This window comes from Lysinibacter sp. HNR, assembly GCF_029760935.1.
Classification (GTDB): domain Bacteria; phylum Actinomycetota; class Actinomycetes; order Actinomycetales; family Microbacteriaceae; genus HNR.
The window spans coordinates 1,985,934-2,001,170 of the sequence record NZ_CP121684.1 but is presented as its reverse complement, the minus strand read 5'-3'; the positions used below and the strand labels follow the sequence as shown (position 1 = coordinate 2,001,170).

14 protein-coding genes are annotated in these 15,237 nt (G+C 56.6%); 13 read left to right on the top strand and 1 reads right to left on the bottom strand.

All coding sequences use genetic code 11. The features are described from left to right. The first annotated feature begins 9 nt into the window (after window positions 1-9). From FrondiHNR_RS09000 to xerD, 6 genes are all read left to right on the top strand, one after another. A complete protein-coding gene (locus tag FrondiHNR_RS09000) occupies window positions 10-906 on the top strand; it encodes an NAD kinase (RefSeq protein WP_279354522.1) in 897 nt (298 codons plus the stop codon). Next, a complete protein-coding gene (recN, locus tag FrondiHNR_RS08995; protein WP_279352440.1) occupies window positions 899-2,593 on the top strand; it encodes a DNA repair protein RecN in 1,695 nt (564 codons plus the stop codon). The genes FrondiHNR_RS09000 and recN overlap by 8 nt, the downstream gene beginning before the upstream one ends. An 87-nt stretch (window positions 2,594-2,680) precedes the next feature. After that, the gene (locus FrondiHNR_RS08990) at window positions 2,681-3,910 is read left to right on the top strand and encodes an AI-2E family transporter (protein ID WP_279352439.1); all 1,230 of its coding nucleotides are present in this window, start codon (window positions 2,681-2,683) and stop codon (window positions 3,908-3,910) included. A gap of 92 nt (window positions 3,911-4,002) precedes the next feature. Then, complete coding sequence (locus FrondiHNR_RS08985; protein WP_279352438.1) at window positions 4,003-5,697, top strand: CTP synthase; 1,695 nt, start codon at window positions 4,003-4,005, stop codon at window positions 5,695-5,697. Further along, window positions 5,690-6,385 (top strand): NUDIX hydrolase, encoded by a 696-nt coding sequence (locus FrondiHNR_RS08980; RefSeq protein ID WP_279352437.1) that lies wholly within the window; start codon window positions 5,690-5,692, stop codon window positions 6,383-6,385. The genes FrondiHNR_RS08985 and FrondiHNR_RS08980 overlap by 8 nt, the downstream gene beginning before the upstream one ends. 5 nt (window positions 6,386-6,390) lie before the next feature. Next, the gene (gene xerD, locus FrondiHNR_RS08975) at window positions 6,391-7,347 is read left to right on the top strand and encodes a site-specific tyrosine recombinase XerD (protein WP_279354521.1); all 957 of its coding nucleotides are present in this window, start codon (window positions 6,391-6,393) and stop codon (window positions 7,345-7,347) included. A gap of 20 nt (window positions 7,348-7,367) precedes the next feature. On the opposite strand, the gene FrondiHNR_RS08970 is transcribed toward xerD, so the two are convergent. Next, window positions 7,368-8,315: a cation transporter gene (locus FrondiHNR_RS08970; RefSeq protein ID WP_279352436.1), complete on the bottom strand. Its 948-nt coding sequence runs from the start codon at window positions 8,313-8,315 to the stop codon at window positions 7,368-7,370. Between the two features lie 162 nt (window positions 8,316-8,477). Between FrondiHNR_RS08970 and FrondiHNR_RS08965 the strand changes: the two genes are divergently transcribed. The 7 genes from FrondiHNR_RS08965 to der are packed head-to-tail and all read left to right on the top strand — an operon-like array spanning window position 8,478 to window position 14,995. Continuing rightward, window positions 8,478-9,347, top strand: a complete 870-nt coding sequence (locus FrondiHNR_RS08965; protein ID WP_279352435.1) for an AAA family ATPase — start codon at window positions 8,478-8,480, stop codon at window positions 9,345-9,347. A gap of 23 nt (window positions 9,348-9,370) precedes the next feature. Beyond that, entirely contained in the window at window positions 9,371-10,210 is an 840-nt protein-coding gene (locus tag FrondiHNR_RS08960) for a ScpA family protein (RefSeq protein WP_279352434.1), read from the top strand. Next, window positions 10,200-10,760 (top strand): SMC-Scp complex subunit ScpB, encoded by a 561-nt coding sequence (scpB, locus tag FrondiHNR_RS08955; protein ID WP_279352433.1) that lies wholly within the window; start codon window positions 10,200-10,202, stop codon window positions 10,758-10,760. The genes FrondiHNR_RS08960 and scpB overlap by 11 nt, the downstream gene beginning before the upstream one ends. 19 nt (window positions 10,761-10,779) lie before the next feature. Next, entirely contained in the window at window positions 10,780-11,571 is a 792-nt protein-coding gene (locus tag FrondiHNR_RS08950) for a pseudouridine synthase (RefSeq protein ID WP_279354520.1), read from the top strand. A gap of 57 nt (window positions 11,572-11,628) precedes the next feature. Continuing rightward, on the top strand, window positions 11,629-12,741 hold the full coding sequence (locus tag FrondiHNR_RS08945; protein WP_279352432.1) for a prephenate dehydrogenase: 1,113 nt from the start codon (window positions 11,629-11,631) through the stop codon (window positions 12,739-12,741). After that, window positions 12,738-13,463, top strand: coding sequence for a (d)CMP kinase (gene cmk / locus FrondiHNR_RS08940; protein WP_279352431.1), 726 nt, complete (start codon window positions 12,738-12,740; stop codon window positions 13,461-13,463). Before FrondiHNR_RS08945 ends, cmk begins: the two co-directional genes overlap by 4 nt. Beyond that, window positions 13,460-14,995 (top strand): ribosome biogenesis GTPase Der, encoded by a 1,536-nt coding sequence (der, locus tag FrondiHNR_RS08935; protein ID WP_279352430.1) that lies wholly within the window; start codon window positions 13,460-13,462, stop codon window positions 14,993-14,995. Before cmk ends, der begins: the two co-directional genes overlap by 4 nt. Window positions 14,996-15,237 lie beyond the last annotated feature (242 nt).

The following is a 15,237-nucleotide window of genomic DNA, read 5'->3' as shown; positions in this document are numbered from 1 at the left end:
GTGAGGTATATGCTGCTTGTCTCTCACACCGCAAGGGCTGAGGCGTTGGAGGCTGCACTCACAGTTTGCCAGCAGCTTATTGAGGCGGGAGTGATTCCCGTGATGGCTGCCGAGGAGCGTCAGCGTGTACTTGAATTTGCAGGATCCGCGTTAGACATTGCCTTACTATATGACGATGTTTCTGTTTCCGAGATTGATAGCGCCATAGTGTTGGGTGGTGACGGCACTATCTTGCGCGCGGCAGAGGTCCTGCGGGGGGCTGCAGCGCCTATCCTCGGTGTGAACCTGGGGCACGTTGGTTTTCTTGCTGAGAGCGAAAAACACGATTTAGCCAAGGCAACCACTCACCTGCTCAGGGGCGAGTACACGGTTGAAGAACGGTTGTCGTTGCAGGTCTGGGTGAAACATCGCGATGAGATTGTCTACGAAACCTGGGCGCTTAATGAGGCAACCCTTGAGAAAGCCGCGCGTGAGCGCATGCTTGAGGTCATGATTGAAGTGGATGAACGTCCACTATCCAGCTTTGGCTGCGACGGAGTGATTATCTCAACTCCCACCGGTTCTACGGCGTATTCTTTCTCCGCTGGTGGGCCGATCGTCTGGCCCAGTGTGGAGGCTCTACTCGTGGTATCCCTGAGTCCACACTCGCTGTTTAACCGTCCCCTGGTTGTTGATCCTGGTTCCTCAATTGTTGTTGAGGTCCTTGACCGAAATCAGGGAGACGGTGTTCTGTGGTGCGACGGTCGACGGGCCTGGGATCTTCCCCAGGGAGCTCGGGTTATCGTTAAGAGATCCGAGATCCCGGTGCGGCTGGCTCGGATCGCGGACGCGCCATTCACCGATAGGCTCGTTAACAAATTTCATTTGCCGGTAGAGGGCTGGAGAGGACTAAAACGCGGTGATTGATGAACTCTCTATTAGCGACCTTGGCGTGATCCGAAACGCCTCCCTGCCTCTGGGAGCGGGGTTTACCGCCATCACGGGTGAAACAGGTGCGGGAAAGACCATGGTGGTCACAGCGCTGGGGCTTTTGTTGGGCGCGCGAGCCGATGCGGGTTCGGTTCGTTCGGGTGCGAATCAGGCTCGGGTACAGGGTGTATGGTCCGTGGATGATGACGGCCCGGTGGCTGAACGCGTTCGCGATGCGGGAGGTCGTGTCGAAGACGGCGAACTTATTCTGGGTCGCACGGTTTCGAGCGAGGGGCGCAGCAGAGCCGCTGTTGGCGGGGGTGCAGCGCCCGCCGGTGTTCTTGCTGAGCTAGCTGGTGAACTTGTTGTGCTTCACGGGCAGTCAGATCAGCAGAGACTTCGCTCCGCGTCTGCACAGCGAGAAGTTGTTGATCGTTTTGCGGGTGAACCGGGACTCTCCGCGCTGAAAGACTATCAGGAAGTGTATCGGCGCTTGGCCGCACGTCAAAACGAATATGACACTATTCGCGCTGAGCGAGATCAGCGACAGCGCGAGGCAATGGAGCTGCGGCTCGCGGTTGAAGAGATCGCGGCGGTGGCACCGCAGGAGGGCGAAGACATCGAACTCACCGAAAAGGCTGAGCGACTCACACACGCTGAAGCTCTTCGGGAGGCAACGGGCGGTGCTCTTGAAGCCCTCTCGAGCGACTCTTTAGACGCCACCGCCTTTGACGCGCGTGCACTGGTTGACCGAGCGAGGCGAGACCTGGAAAAGGTTGTCGGATTTGATCCCGCTCTAGCTCCCATCGTGGAGACCGTTTCGAGCGTAGGATTTTTGCTTGACGACGTTGTTACTGAGCTCTCAGGATATCTTGCCGGACTTGATATAGAAAGTGCGCGTGAGCTTGAGCAGGTGCAGGAACGACGGTCTGCGATTGCCTCACTAATCCGCAAGTACGGGCCGGAAATGAGCGATGTTATTGCCCTGGAGCAGAGCGCGGGGAAGCGCCTCTTCGAGCTTGATAGCGACGATGAGCGGGTCGAAGAACTCTCCCAGCTTATTGAGGAGGATAAAATTCTTCTTGCACAGCTGGCAGGCGTTCTCTCGGAGCGCCGCGCCTCGGCGGGAGCCCAGCTTGCCGATGCCGTATCTCAGGAACTTACGGCTTTGGCGATGCCCGACGCAAAACTTGTGGTGAGCATACAGCCCCTCGCAGAACCCGCGCTTCACGGTAACGACGAGGTCATGCTTCTACTCCAGCCCCATCCGGGTAGCGAGCCACGTGCGCTCTCAAAGGGGGCCTCCGGTGGAGAACTCTCCAGAATAATGCTCGCCATCGAGGTTGTGGTCGCCGGGGCGGACCCTGTCCCCACTTTTGTGTTTGACGAGGTGGACTCGGGGGTGGGAGGATCCTCCGCAATTGAGATCGGCAAGCGCCTTGCGCGCCTCGCGCAGCAATCTCAAGTGATCGTGGTCACTCACCTGGCTCAGGTGGCGGCGTTTGCCAATAACCACCTACAGATTGTTAAAGACAGCTCCGGTGGTTATACCGAGAGCAGTGTGCGGGTGCTACGGGGGCCAGAGAGAGCCGCTGAGATTGCTCGGTTGCTCTCTGGGCTGAGCGACTCCGAAAGTGCATTGAGTCATGCGCGAGAACTGCTCGACATGGCTTTGCCCCGGTAAAGTAGTTCAAAATTATTTGTTTGAGAAACGTCACCCGCTAGAGCGTGCCTCCAGCCCAAACGATTAAAATCGCGCTAGGGTCGGGCCATGATCTTTGGTGGTAAAAAAGATAAGGGTGCGGCAGAAGATCGCACACGCACTTCCGAGCGGGAGGACGACACGGGCGCGCTTGTGGGAGAACCTGTCGCGGATGCGGATGCGGTGACCCCGGTCGACTCCGTCTCCAAAGATAAAACTAGTCCCCGAAAGGAGCGTGGTCGGACGAGGACGGTGTCTGTGCGATCACCGTTTGCGCTCGGATTTATCGTCACCCTCGGTGGTTTAGCGGCAATCGTCATGGGCTTTGCCCTTCAGCGACTTTCAACCATTATCATCTATATTGTTGCGGCGCTTTTTATAGCGCTGGGTCTCGACCCCATCGTGCGCTGGTTCGAAAGGCGCCGCATGAGTCGGGGGTTGTCTATCGGGGTTGTCTTTGGAGGCTTTGCCCTCGTCGTTTTTGGACTCATTGCTCTGATCGTCCCGGTCCTCGCTCGGCAGGTGGGGGATATGATGCGGTTGTACCCTCACTATCTCACCGATGTTCAGAATCAAGAGTGGTTTCGGGATCTTTCGTCGCGGTTTGACAGCGCGATTGATCTGTCACGACTCTTGCAGATGGGTACCGATTTTATCGGCAATCCGCAAAACTGGACCAACCTTGCGGGTGGTATCTGGCAGGCTGGAATAGGCGTGGCAAACGGGGTGACCGCGACGATCATTGTGCTCATCTTGAGCCTCTATTTTTTGGCGTCGCTGAGCAGGATGAAGCAGGGCGCTTACTCTCTTATTCCCCGCTCAAAACGAGCCAAAGTGATTGATATCACGGAGCAGGTATCAAAGTCGGTGGGTGGCTATGTAAACGGCATGGTGGTTCTTGCCCTCATAAATGCCATTTTGGGCTTTATCGCCATGAAAATTTTTGGGGTTCCCTTCGCCGAGGTACTCGCGGTTGTTGTCTTTTGCCTGGCGCTTATTCCCCTCATCGGTTCTGTTATCGCAACCGTTTTGGTGGTGATTGTGGCCCTCTTCAACTCTCCCGCTACGGCTCTGGGTATCGGCATCTACTACATAATTTTTATGCAGGTGGAGTCATACCTGCTCACACCCCGCATCATGAATCGGGTGGTGTCGGTTCCCGGCTCACTCGTGGTGATTGGTGCGCTGGCGGGAGGGACACTTCTGGGTCTTTTAGGTGCCCTCATCGCAATCCCCGTCACAGCGGCGTTGCTTATGATCGTGAAGCAGGTTGTTGTTCCGGCTCAGAACTTGCGCTGAGAGGGGAACTCCCCACACGGAGGCTGTGAATTTTGCGGTTTTTGCGGGGTATGGGGACAACTCAAATTGAATAGGTGTTAGGATTGAAGCCCGTGACGGATAACAATAAAACGGGTACTTCGGGCGACATCACCAAGCATATTTTTGTGACCGGTGGTGTCGTTTCTTCTTTAGGCAAGGGACTCACCGCGGCCAGCCTGGGAAACCTTCTTACCGCACGCGGTCTGCGTGTTGTCATGCAGAAACTTGACCCCTACCTCAATGTTGATCCGGGGACGATGAACCCGTTCCAACACGGTGAGGTTTTTGTCACCGATGACGGTAGCGAGGCAGACCTCGATATCGGTCACTACGAACGTTTTCTCGACATCAACCTGGATCGCTCGGCAAACGTAACCACCGGCCAGATTTATTCGAGCGTGATCGCAAAGGAGCGTCGCGGAGAGTATCTGGGCGACACCGTGCAGGTCATTCCACACATTACCGATGAGATCAAGTATCGTATGCGCCAGCAGGCATCCCTTGATCCTCGCCCCGACGTGATTATCACCGAGGTCGGTGGAACCGTGGGCGATATTGAATCGCAGCCGTTTTTAGAGTCTGCACGCCAATTGCGCCACGAACTCGGGCGTAAAAACGTGTTTTTTGTGCACGTTTCCCTCGTACCTTTTATGGGGGCTTCGGGAGAGCAGAAGACAAAACCTACTCAGCACTCCGTAGCGGCTCTCCGCTCCATCGGGATTCAGCCGGACGCCATCGTTCTGCGTAGTGACCGTCCCGTGACGGATTCCAACAAACGTAAGATTGCCCTGATGTGCGATGTTGATGCTGACGCGGTGGTAAACGCTGTTGATGTGCCGAGTATCTATGATATTCCTGCGATGTTGAACTCCCAACGACTTGATGCCTACATCACCGAACGCCTGGGTCTTCGTGTGAACGAGGTGGACTGGTCCGAGTGGCAGCCCGTCCTCGACGCCGTGCATCACCCTAAACACGAGCTCACAATCGGTCTGGTAGGAAAATACGTTGATCTTCCTGACGCGTACATCTCGGTCACTGAGGCTCTTAAAGCTGGAGGATTTGCTCACGGAGCAAAGGTCACGATTTGTTGGATTCCCTCGGACGATTGCGAAACCGAAGAGGGCGTCAGGGAGGCATTCGCCGGTGTTGACGGTATCTGCGTTCCCGGCGGTTTTGGTATCCGTGGAATTGAAGGAAAGCTGAATGCCCTGCGGTTTGCGAGAGAAAATGGTATCCCCGTATTGGGGATTTGCCTGGGGCTGCAGTGCATGGTTATTGAATACGCTCGCAACATGGCGGGTCTGGGGGAGGCATCATCGACCGAATTTGACCCCGAGACCACACAACCCGTTATTGCAACCATGGCGGAGCAGGTGAGCATCATCGAGGGGGGCGACCTGGGCGGTACCATGCGCCTTGGTCTCTACGAGGCCAAACTGTCTCCCGGCTCAATCGTGGCCGAGCTCTACCAGGCTGATTCCTGTCAGGAACGCCACCGTCACCGCTATGAGGTTAACAACGCCTATCGTGGGGATATTGAACGTGCGGGACTCCAATTCTCCGGTCTGAGTCCCGACGGCAATCTGGTGGAGTTTGTGGAGCTTCCCCGGGGCACACACCCGTTTTATGTTGCCACTCAGGCCCACCCCGAATTACGTTCGCGTCCCGGACGACCCCACCCGCTTTTTGCCGGTTTAATCAAGGCATCGCTCACACGTCAGCAGGCGACCCGTCTCTTCGAGGTGAAAACCGAGGATGTCTAACCACCGTGAAAAAGATGCTCCCGGTGAGCGTTGGATCAATGAGCAGATCGGTGGAGTAGAACTTGTTGATACTCCCGCGGATGATGTGCAAATTGTGAAGAGCGAGGTTGTTTTTCACGGTGCGGTCTGGGATATTCGTCGCGACACATTTGTGCTTGGAGGGGAATCCCTTACCCGTGAGTACACGGATCACACGGGAGCGGTTGCGGTGCTTGCGCTTGATGAGGGGGAACGGGTCTTACTCATCAAGCAGTATCGGCACCCCGTGGGGGCCCATGAGTGGGAAATACCCGCCGGTCTGATGGATGTTGTGGGAGAGAGTCCTCTCGCCGCCGCTCAGCGTGAGTTGATGGAGGAGGCCGACTTTCAAGCCTCCGAGTGGGCGTTACTGACCGATTTTTATACCACACCCGGTGGTAGCACTGAAAACATCCGGGTGTTTCTGGCGCGCGGTCTTGCCCCGGTTGCGGAGAAGTTTGTGCGGGTGGCCGAGGAAGCCCACCTAGAACACGCCTGGTTTCCACTCACAGATGTTTTTCACGCGGTTCTGCGACGTGACCTTCAAAACCCCTGCTTAGTCGTGAGTATTCTTGCGGCCCACGCAGCGCGGGAAGAGAACTGGTTGACGCTGGGAGACGCGTCAGAGAATTGGGAGCGGCGTGAGTGGGTGAGGGGTGACCGCTCGTGACCGACATGGCGCGGGGAAAGGGTGACGTAGGGCAGCTCCTTGATCGGGCCATCCGTAATTTTCTGCGCTATGTTTCTTTCGAACGGGGTTTATCTCACAATACTGTTGAGGCGTACAGGCGTGACCTCGAGGTATACGCTCTGTGGTGTACAGAGCATAGTATTACCGACTTTGGACAAATCACAGAACGCGAGGTGTCTGACTTTTTAGGGCACTTGGTGACACGGCAGGACCCTTTGAGCGCCTCTTCGATCGCCCGAGTCCTCTCGACCGTGAGGGGATTACATCGCTATTTGCACGCGGAAGGGCTCGCGGAGGAGGATGTGACCCTGGAGCTTTCCCCTCCCAAACGCGGTCGAAAGCTGCCCAAAGCGATTTCCATTGACCAGATGGCAAGCGTTTTGGGGGCGATAACGGGTGATGAACCGATTGCTCTGCGTGACAAGGCTCTGCTTGAGTTGCTGTATGCAACCGGTGCGAGGGTGTCAGAGATCACCGGACTCACCGTGGACGATTTGGCGGGAGAAGACAACCTCATACGGGTGACAGGTAAGGGTAATAAACAGCGGATTGTGCCCTACGGAAGTTTTGCACATGATGCGCTGAGTGCCTATCTTGTGCGCTCGCGGCCTGTCTTGGCTGCGAGAGGCAGGGGGACGCCCTCGCTGTTTTTGGGCTCTCGAGGAGCCCCCCTCAGCAGGCAGAGCGTGTGGTTGATTATTCAGGATGCCGCTGAAAAATCTCAGATCGGCGTCCCCGTGTCTCCGCATACCTTTCGGCACTCTTTTGCAACCCACCTGCTTCAGGGCGGTGCCGACGTGCGCTCGGTGCAGGAACTGCTAGGACACTCTTCTGTGGCAACAACGCAGATCTATACCCTAGTCACGGTGGACACCCTGCGAGATATGTATGTCACCGCCCACCCTCGTGCCCGATCAGCCGGTGGCGGAAAGCCTCACTAGAGCCGTATAGATGACGACGGCTACTCGACTAGGCGTCGGTCGGTGGTGAGTTCAACGTTCGCCCACAGGTCGTAGCCGAGCGGTTCTACCCGGGAGATGATGGCACGTCGCACCTGATCCTCGTCCGAAACATCCCACTCGCCCGCCAGAACGATAAAATCAATCTCCAGGTACAGGCGTCGCCCGATCTTGTGCATACGAACAATGGGCTCTCCCAGTGAGAACTCTTGCTGAACCTCACGCACGATGGCGTGGACAGAGTTCTGCACCGCTTTTGCGGGTGCGCCCTCCAGTAACTCGTTAAACCCTGAGCGCAGAAGCTTGATGGGAATGGGGAGCAGAATAGCAACCGCGATAAGAACAAGAGCCGGGTCAAGATAGAGAACCACCCCGGAGAGGTTGGGCATGGTTGAGAAGAGGAGGGCGGCGCCCGCTCCCGCAGCCATGACGGTGCTCAGAACGGCCCCGGCTTTCCACTGGGCGGCTTCGACCACCACCAGTTCGGAGCTGCCCGCAAGGCGAGGCAGCCTATAAGCGACTGCATAGCCAATCACCGCGGTTACCGTTCCGTAGACAGCAACAGATAGCGGTGCAACGTCGCTGCCGCCCCCGAGAACGATGACTATGGCATCGCCCGCAGCGTAGATGAGTGTGCCAAGAAGGGCCAACCCTTGGAGCGAGATTGCAAACGGGGTGAGACTTGCTCGTCCAAAAGGGTGACGAGCCGTGGGGCCGTCTTCAACCGCTTGTGACACCCGCAGCGAAATCCAGGTGAGTAGGAGTCCGAGCAGAAGGTAGACGCCATCAAAGAGAATGATGCGAGCCCCCGCAAGAATTCCCCACACAATGGCGAGGATGGAGATCGCCAGGGAAGCAAGGAGCGAAATAATAAGAACCCGACGTTCGACGGCTGGGCTTGTCTCCCGCTCCGAACGGTTTCTTGAAGACCTCTCAGAATTGCTGCCCATACGATGAACGCTAGCAGGTCTATCGATACTAAAACCACTTTTTGAGGGCACGACGGTCAGCATTAAACGAAGGGGTACGCCTCCGCACAGGGGACGAATGTGGTGAGACGATAAGATAGGGAAGAAAGTTTTTGGGTTGCGAGATGAAGGAGTGGGTGGCCTGTGGCACACAGCAAGAGCACCGTTGCGGGGACGGCCCTGGGACCGACCGGCCGACCGGTAGTAGAGTTCCCCGTTCCCGCACCGTTGCAAAGCCACGGACCCGCACGTATTATCTCGCTGTGTAACCAGAAGGGGGGAGTGGGGAAAACTACCACCTCGATCAACCTTGCGGCCGCGCTGGCTCAGTATGGGCGTCGGGTGCTTGCGGTTGACTTTGATCCGCAGGGAGCCCTGTCTGCCGGCCTTGGTGTTGCGAGCCACGATGTTCCCACTATCTATGATCTGCTCCTGGGCAGCGTCAAAGACCCCCGCGAGGTGATCCAGACCACCGCTATCAATGATCTCCATGTCATTCCGGCGAATATTGATCTTTCTGCGGCAGAGGTTCACCTCATTAATGAGGTTGCTCGTGAACAAATCTTGGCGGGTGTCCTGCGCAAGGTCAGTAATGACTACGATGTCATACTGATTGATTGTCAACCCTCGCTCGGTCTTCTCACGGTGAACGCTCTCACCGCAAGTCACGGCGTTGTTATTCCGCTGGCCTGCGAATTTTTTGCGCTTCGTGGTGTTGCCCTGCTCATCGAGACGATAGAGAAGGTTCGTGATCGACTCAACCCTGTTATCACCATGGACGGTATCATCGCTACGATGTACGATGCGCGTACCCTGCACTCGCGTGAGGTTCTTGAGCGCGTTGTGGAGGTCTTTGGTGATCAGGTTCTTGAAACGGTCATTGGGCGAACCGTGAAATTCCCCGACGCGAGTGTTGCCGCTCAACCCATCACCACGTTTGCACCGGAGCACGCCGCGGCCCAGGCCTATCTTCAACTCGCGCGGGAGCTTGTCGCTCGTGGTTCGGTTGCGTAGAAAACGATTGCTGCGGGGGTGCCATGGCGGATAGCGCTCCCGTGCAGACCCTCCATGTGCCCGAAGAGTCCGTAACGGGTGATGATAACTTTCGTGTGTCTTTGAGTAACTTTGAAGGACCTTTTGATCTGCTTCTGAGTCTCATCGGTAAACACGAACTCGACATTACCGAGGTAGCTCTAAGCCGGGTGACAGATGAATTTATTTCCTATCTGCGAGGTCTTAACGCTCCCGACGAATTAGATCGAGCCTCAGAGTTTTTGGTGGTTGCTGCGACCCTGCTTGATCTTAAAATTGCGAGTCTGCTTCCGCGAGGAGAGGTTGTTGATGCAGAGGAGGTTGCGCTTCTCGAGGCCAGAGACCTGCTTTTTGCCCGGCTGCTTCAGTATCGTGCATTTAAAATTTCTGCCGAATGGTTTGCGGAGAGGCTGGCTGCTGAGTCTGCCCGTCACTCCCGCACGGTGCGCCTCGAAGAGAAATACCGTCAGAGCACGCCCCAGCTTGTCTGGACACTGACAACAGATGATTTTGCCGCTCTTGCTGTTCTTGCATTCACCCCGCGAGAGGTTCCCACTGTAGGGCTCACTCACCTGCACGCACCCCTGGTGAGTATTCGGGAACAAGCAGCATACGTTGTGAGTCAGCTTCGCGGGGGCGAGCCGGTGAGTTTTCGTCAGATTATTGGGGGCGTGGGGGAGCGGGGTATTATTGTTGCGCGTTTCCTTGCGGTTCTGGAACTCTATCGAGTGGCCTCCCTAACCTTTGAACAGCTTGAACCGCTCGGAGAGCTCATTCTCCGTTGGACAGATAATGATTGGTCGGATGATGACCTAGCCAATCTGGGAGCAGACTATGACGGTTGATCTCGATCGGGCCGTGGAGGCCATCTTGATGGTCGCGGACGAACCACAGAGTCCGGTGAGCATTGCGACGGCCCTGGACACACCCGTTGCAACGGTTCGTAAAGCTATTGAGCGTTTGGTGGCCGATTACGACGGCGTGTCTGAGGGGGCGATTGAACGCGGGTTTGAGCTGCGTGAGATTGGCGGGGGGTGGCGCGTTTACGTGCGGGCAGCCTATGACGATCTGGTTAACGAGTTTGTCCACACCAATAATCCGAGCAAACTGTCCCAGGCCGCTCTGGAAACTCTTTCCGTAATTGCGTATAAGCAGCCGATCAGTCGGGGCATGATCGCCTCAATTCGTGCGGTGAACGTCGACTCTGTTGTGCGAACCCTGCTGGGGCGTGGTCTCATAACAGAGGTCACCACAGACGGCGAGACTGGCGCTATTCTGTACGGTACGACGGATCTGCTTCTGAGTCACCTGGGAATTAACTCTCTTGATGAACTCCCTCCCATATCACCGCTACTCGACGACGGCGCAAAAGGATTTGATGGTGACCTACGATAATAACGATCAGGATCAAGGTGTGTCTGGCGCTTCCGAAGGGGGCGCGGCAGAGGGTCGTGCCGACGGGGTAAGGCTGCAGAAAGCGTTGGCTGCCGCGGGTGTGGCTTCGCGGCGAGCCTCAGAAATCCTGATCTCCGAGCGCCGGGTCAGGGTTAACGGCAGGGTCGTGGAGGAGATGGGGCGTCGTGTAAACCTCGAGAACGACCGTGTTACCGTGGACGGCAAGGCGGTGCAGCTTGACGTTTCTAAACGCTACTTTATGTTGAACAAGCCACGTGGCGTCGTGAGTACCCTGCGAGACGAGGCGGGGCGTCGCGACCTGCGTGAGTTTACCGTACAGTATGAACAGCGCCTCCATAACGTGGGGCGTCTTGATTACGACACCTCAGGACTGCTTGTTCTCACCAATGATGGTGAGGTAACACACGTGATGTCGCACCCCTCCTTTGGGGTGTCCAAAACCTATGTGGCTAAGGTTCGGGGGGTTATGACCCCGCAGACTGTGAATCTTTTGAAAAGCGGTATCGACCTTGAAGACGGGCCTATTCGGGCCGATAAGGCGCGGTTGATCGAGAAGGGTACTAGTAGAGAGTTTTCCCTTATCGAGATTACCCTTCATTCCGGGCGCAACAGGATTGTGCGTCGTATGCTTGACAGTGTTGGTCACCCGGTAGAAGAATTAGTGCGGCGACAATTTGGGCCTCTTCACCTGGGCACACTACGTGTGGGACAGATGCGTGAATTGACTAAGGTAGAGCAGGGAGAACTACTCACTCTTGTTCGTCAGGCTGCGCAGTCTGCCGCGCAATAGTTCCTGGCTTATGTCACGCCCAGATCCCACTCACAACCAGTATGTAAAGGAGAAGCGATGAAAGATTCAGAGCTATCAACGCGACTTCGCGGACCTGTGCGCATCGTGGGGACGGGACTTTTGGGCACGAGTGTCGGATTGGCCCTGAGGGGGCGAGGAATCGACGTGACGCTTGCAGATGCCTCCCCTTCAGCGCTGGCGCTGGCGGTTGACTACGGGGCGGGTCGCAAGCACCGTGACACGGATGTTCCCGCGCTTATTGTGGTGTGTGTCCCTCCCGATGTGACTGCCGACATCATTGAGAGAGAGCTTCAGCACTTCCCAAGGGCGGTGGTGACTGATGTTGCCAGTGTTAAACTACAACCTTTTCACGAATTGGTATCGCGAGGGGTTGATCTCACTCACTATATTGGTTCGCATCCGCTGGCCGGGCGTGAGCGCGGTGGGGCCACCTCGGCCCGCGCCGATATCTTCTATGGAAGACCGTGGGTCATCTGCCGCGACGAAGAAACACCCGCGTGGGCCTTAAGCCTGGTGGAGGATCTAGCACTTGATCTCGGGAGCACACCCATTGAAATGACCCCGCAGGAGCACGATCGATCGGTGGCGCTTGTCTCACACGTTCCTCAGGTTATTGCCAGTCTGCTGGCGACTCGCTTGATTGATGCTCCCGACACCGCCGTCATGTTAGCGGGTCAGGGGGTGCGTGACACAACGCGGATTGCATCGAGTGACCCCGCTCTGTGGCTACAAATTTTGAGGGCAAATTCCGAACCGGTGGTGGCCATCCTACGCAGTTTCAAAGAAGATTTGGGCACCGTGATAGAGGCCCTTGAGGCCGAGGATGTCGAGTCTGATCCGGCTCCCGGTGCGCGACGCGTGATCGCCGACACCATTGCTGCGGGAAATATTGGTGTGTCGAGGTTGCCCGGTAAGCACGGCCAGAATCATCGCTTTGAAAGTATTACCGTGATGGTGGATGATAAGCCCGGTACGCTGGGACACCTACTCACCGACCTAGGCGAGATCGGTGTTAACATGGAGGACTTACGCTTGGAGCACTCGCCGGGGGCGCAGATTGGTTTTGCGGAGATATCGATTGTCCCAGAGGTGAAGCAACGCGCTATCACAGATCTTGTGGCTCGTGGATGGAGGATAGCCGGACTATGACGGGTACAAATAAGAGTGCTGATTCGGGGACCGAACCCATTGTTGTGGCCGTTGATGGTCCAGCGGGAAGCGGAAAGTCGAGCGTGAGCCGCAAGATTGCTCAGCAATTAGGGTACGGCTATCTTGATACGGGAGCCGCCTATCGCGCCCTGGCCTGGTTGGTAGGTGAGCGGGGCATCAATAAAGATGATTCGGATGCGGTCTGCGCCCTGGTTGAAGATTTTCATTACGCCTCAACGCTCGATCCTGAAACGCCGAGCGTCGTGGTGAACGGCACGGATGCAACGATGGCGATCCGACGTCCCGAGGTGAGTTCGGACGTCAGCGCCGTGGCTCGTATTGCCCGTGTTCGAGAGCATTTTAACTCAATGTTTCGCGTTATTGTTGCCGACTCGGGGATGCCCGGGGTTATTGTTGAAGGCAGGGACATCACAACCGTGGTGTTTCCCGACGCATCGGTGCGTATTCTCCTGACCGCGGACGAGACGGTGCGCGCACTCCGCCGCAACGCAGAGCTTGCGGAGCAGAGCCCTGGCTCTCATTCCGCAAAGAAAACCGCGGAGCAGCTACACGCTCGAGACAGGGCGGACTCTCGAGTTGTTGATTTTATGAATGCCGCTGAGGGTGTGGTGCTGATTGATTCGACAACCCTCAACTTTGACGAGACTGTGGATGCTGTGATCGCTGTGATCCGGGAGCAAACGGTAAAGGAGAAAGCATGACAAACGATAATACCGTGCCCGATTCGGAGGGCTTTGTAGATCCTCTTGACCCGGATAGTGAAGCGAATGAGCGTCTCGCAGCGCTGGACGCAGAATTAGCTGAGCAGCGCTCGGAAGCACTGCGTACGGGGCTTCAAGAGTATGATCTGGATGACGCAGATATCAGTATTCTCGCGGTCGCAGACGAGGACGTTGATACGGTCACTTACCTCCCCGCACTTCCTGTGGTGGCGATTGTGGGGCGTCCCAACGTGGGTAAGTCGGCGTTGGTGAACCGTATCCTTGGCCGTCGTGAGGCCGTTGTGGAGGATGTACCCGGGGTAACCCGTGATCGGGTTACGTATCAGGCGCAGTGGAACGAACGTAAGTTTAGCCTGGTGGACACGGGCGGTTGGGAACCCGGCGCAAAGGGCATCGACGCATCTGTTGCCGCGCAGGCAGAGGTTGCTATCGATCTGTGTGACGTGGTGCTCTTTATTGTTGACTCGAGGGTTGGGGCTACCGCAACGGATGAGCACGTTGTGCGGATGCTACGCAAAACGGACAAACCCGTTTTTTTGGTCGCCAATAAGGTCGACAATGCGCAACAGGAGCTTGAGATTGCGACGCTCTGGTCGCTTGGCCTGGGCGAGCCCCATCCGGTGTCAGCTCTTCACGGACGCGGAGTTGCCGATCTTCTTGATCTGGTGATGGCAAAGCTCCCTGAGCAATCCGCAGTTGCCAAACAACAGGTGGGCGGCCCGAGGCGCGTAGCAATTCTGGGACGTCCCAACGTGGGTAAGTCAAGTCTTTTGAATAAGGCCGCCGGTGAGGAGCGTGTGGTTGTTAACGACCTGGCGGGTACCACTCGTGACCCGGTCGATGAGCAGGTTGAGCTGGCGGGTAAGGTGTGGACCTTTGTGGATACCGCTGGAATTCGCCGCCGTGTCCATATGGCGCAGGGTGCAGATTTCTACGCTTCACTTCGAACCAGTACGGCCCTTGAAAAGGCCGAGGTTGCGGTTGTACTGATTGATGTGTCCCAGCCGATCAGCGAGCAGGACGTGCGTATTATCGATTTGGTTTTGGAGTCTGGCCGCGCGCTTGTTCTTGCTTTTAACAAGTGGGACATGCTGGATGATGAGCGTCGCAGGTATCTGGAACGTGAAATTGAGCAGGATCTCGCTCATGTCTCGTGGGCTCCTCGTGTGAATATTTCGGCCCGCACCGGCCGACACATAGAGAAGCTTGTGCCGGCGCTGGAAACAGCCCTGGAATCGTGGGATAAACGCATCCCCACGGGAAAGATCAACGCTTTTCTTGCCGAGCTTGTACAGGCCCACCCACACCCCGTGCGCGGTGGTAAGCAGCCCCGCATTCTTTTTGGCACCCAGGCCGCATCCAGACCACCCACCTTTGTGCTCTTCACCACGGGTTTTCTTGATCCCGGTTATCGTCGATACATAATTCGGCGCTTGCGTGAGGTTTACGGTTTTGAGGGTTCACCCATTGTGCTCAACATGCGGGTGAGGGAGAAGCGCATCCGAAAATAGAGCGGAGCCCCGGGACAAGGGTTCAATAGTTGACCTATTTAGCTCCTCGCTTGCCCGCCCTCCCCGCCCGGTCAAATCTTGTTGGAGGGGAGAGACGCTCAGCGTCTCTCCCCTCAGGTTCTATCCATGCGGGGGCCAATGAGACATCAAAGTCTCGATGGTGATGCGGTTATGACCTACCGAATTGCTCTCCACACAGCAGGCTCCAGGTGATTTTCCCAGAGAGGCTGTGCTCCTGAACC

Excerpts from the sequence above, each read along its gene's own strand:
- FrondiHNR_RS09000 (WP_279354522.1), top strand. The coding sequence starts at position 10 with ATGCTGCTTGTCTCTCACACCGCAAGGGCTGAGGCGTTGGAGGCTGCA.
- FrondiHNR_RS08990 (WP_279352439.1), top strand. The coding sequence starts at position 2,681 with ATGATCTTTGGTGGTAAAAAAGATAAGGGTGCGGCAGAAGATCGCACA.
- FrondiHNR_RS08980 (WP_279352437.1), top strand. The coding sequence starts at position 5,690 with ATGTCTAACCACCGTGAAAAAGATGCTCCCGGTGAGCGTTGGATCAAT.
- xerD (WP_279354521.1), top strand. The coding sequence starts at position 6,391 with ATGGCGCGGGGAAAGGGTGACGTAGGGCAGCTCCTTGATCGGGCCATC.
- FrondiHNR_RS08970 (WP_279352436.1), bottom strand. The coding sequence starts at position 8,315 with ATGGGCAGCAATTCTGAGAGGTCTTCAAGAAACCGTTCGGAGCGGGAG.
- FrondiHNR_RS08960 (WP_279352434.1), top strand. The coding sequence starts at position 9,371 with ATGGCGGATAGCGCTCCCGTGCAGACCCTCCATGTGCCCGAAGAGTCC.
- scpB (WP_279352433.1), top strand. The coding sequence starts at position 10,200 with ATGACGGTTGATCTCGATCGGGCCGTGGAGGCCATCTTGATGGTCGCG.
- FrondiHNR_RS08945 (WP_279352432.1), top strand. The coding sequence starts at position 11,629 with ATGAAAGATTCAGAGCTATCAACGCGACTTCGCGGACCTGTGCGCATC.
- cmk (WP_279352431.1), top strand. The coding sequence starts at position 12,738 with ATGACGGGTACAAATAAGAGTGCTGATTCGGGGACCGAACCCATTGTT.
- der (WP_279352430.1), top strand. The coding sequence starts at position 13,460 with ATGACAAACGATAATACCGTGCCCGATTCGGAGGGCTTTGTAGATCCT.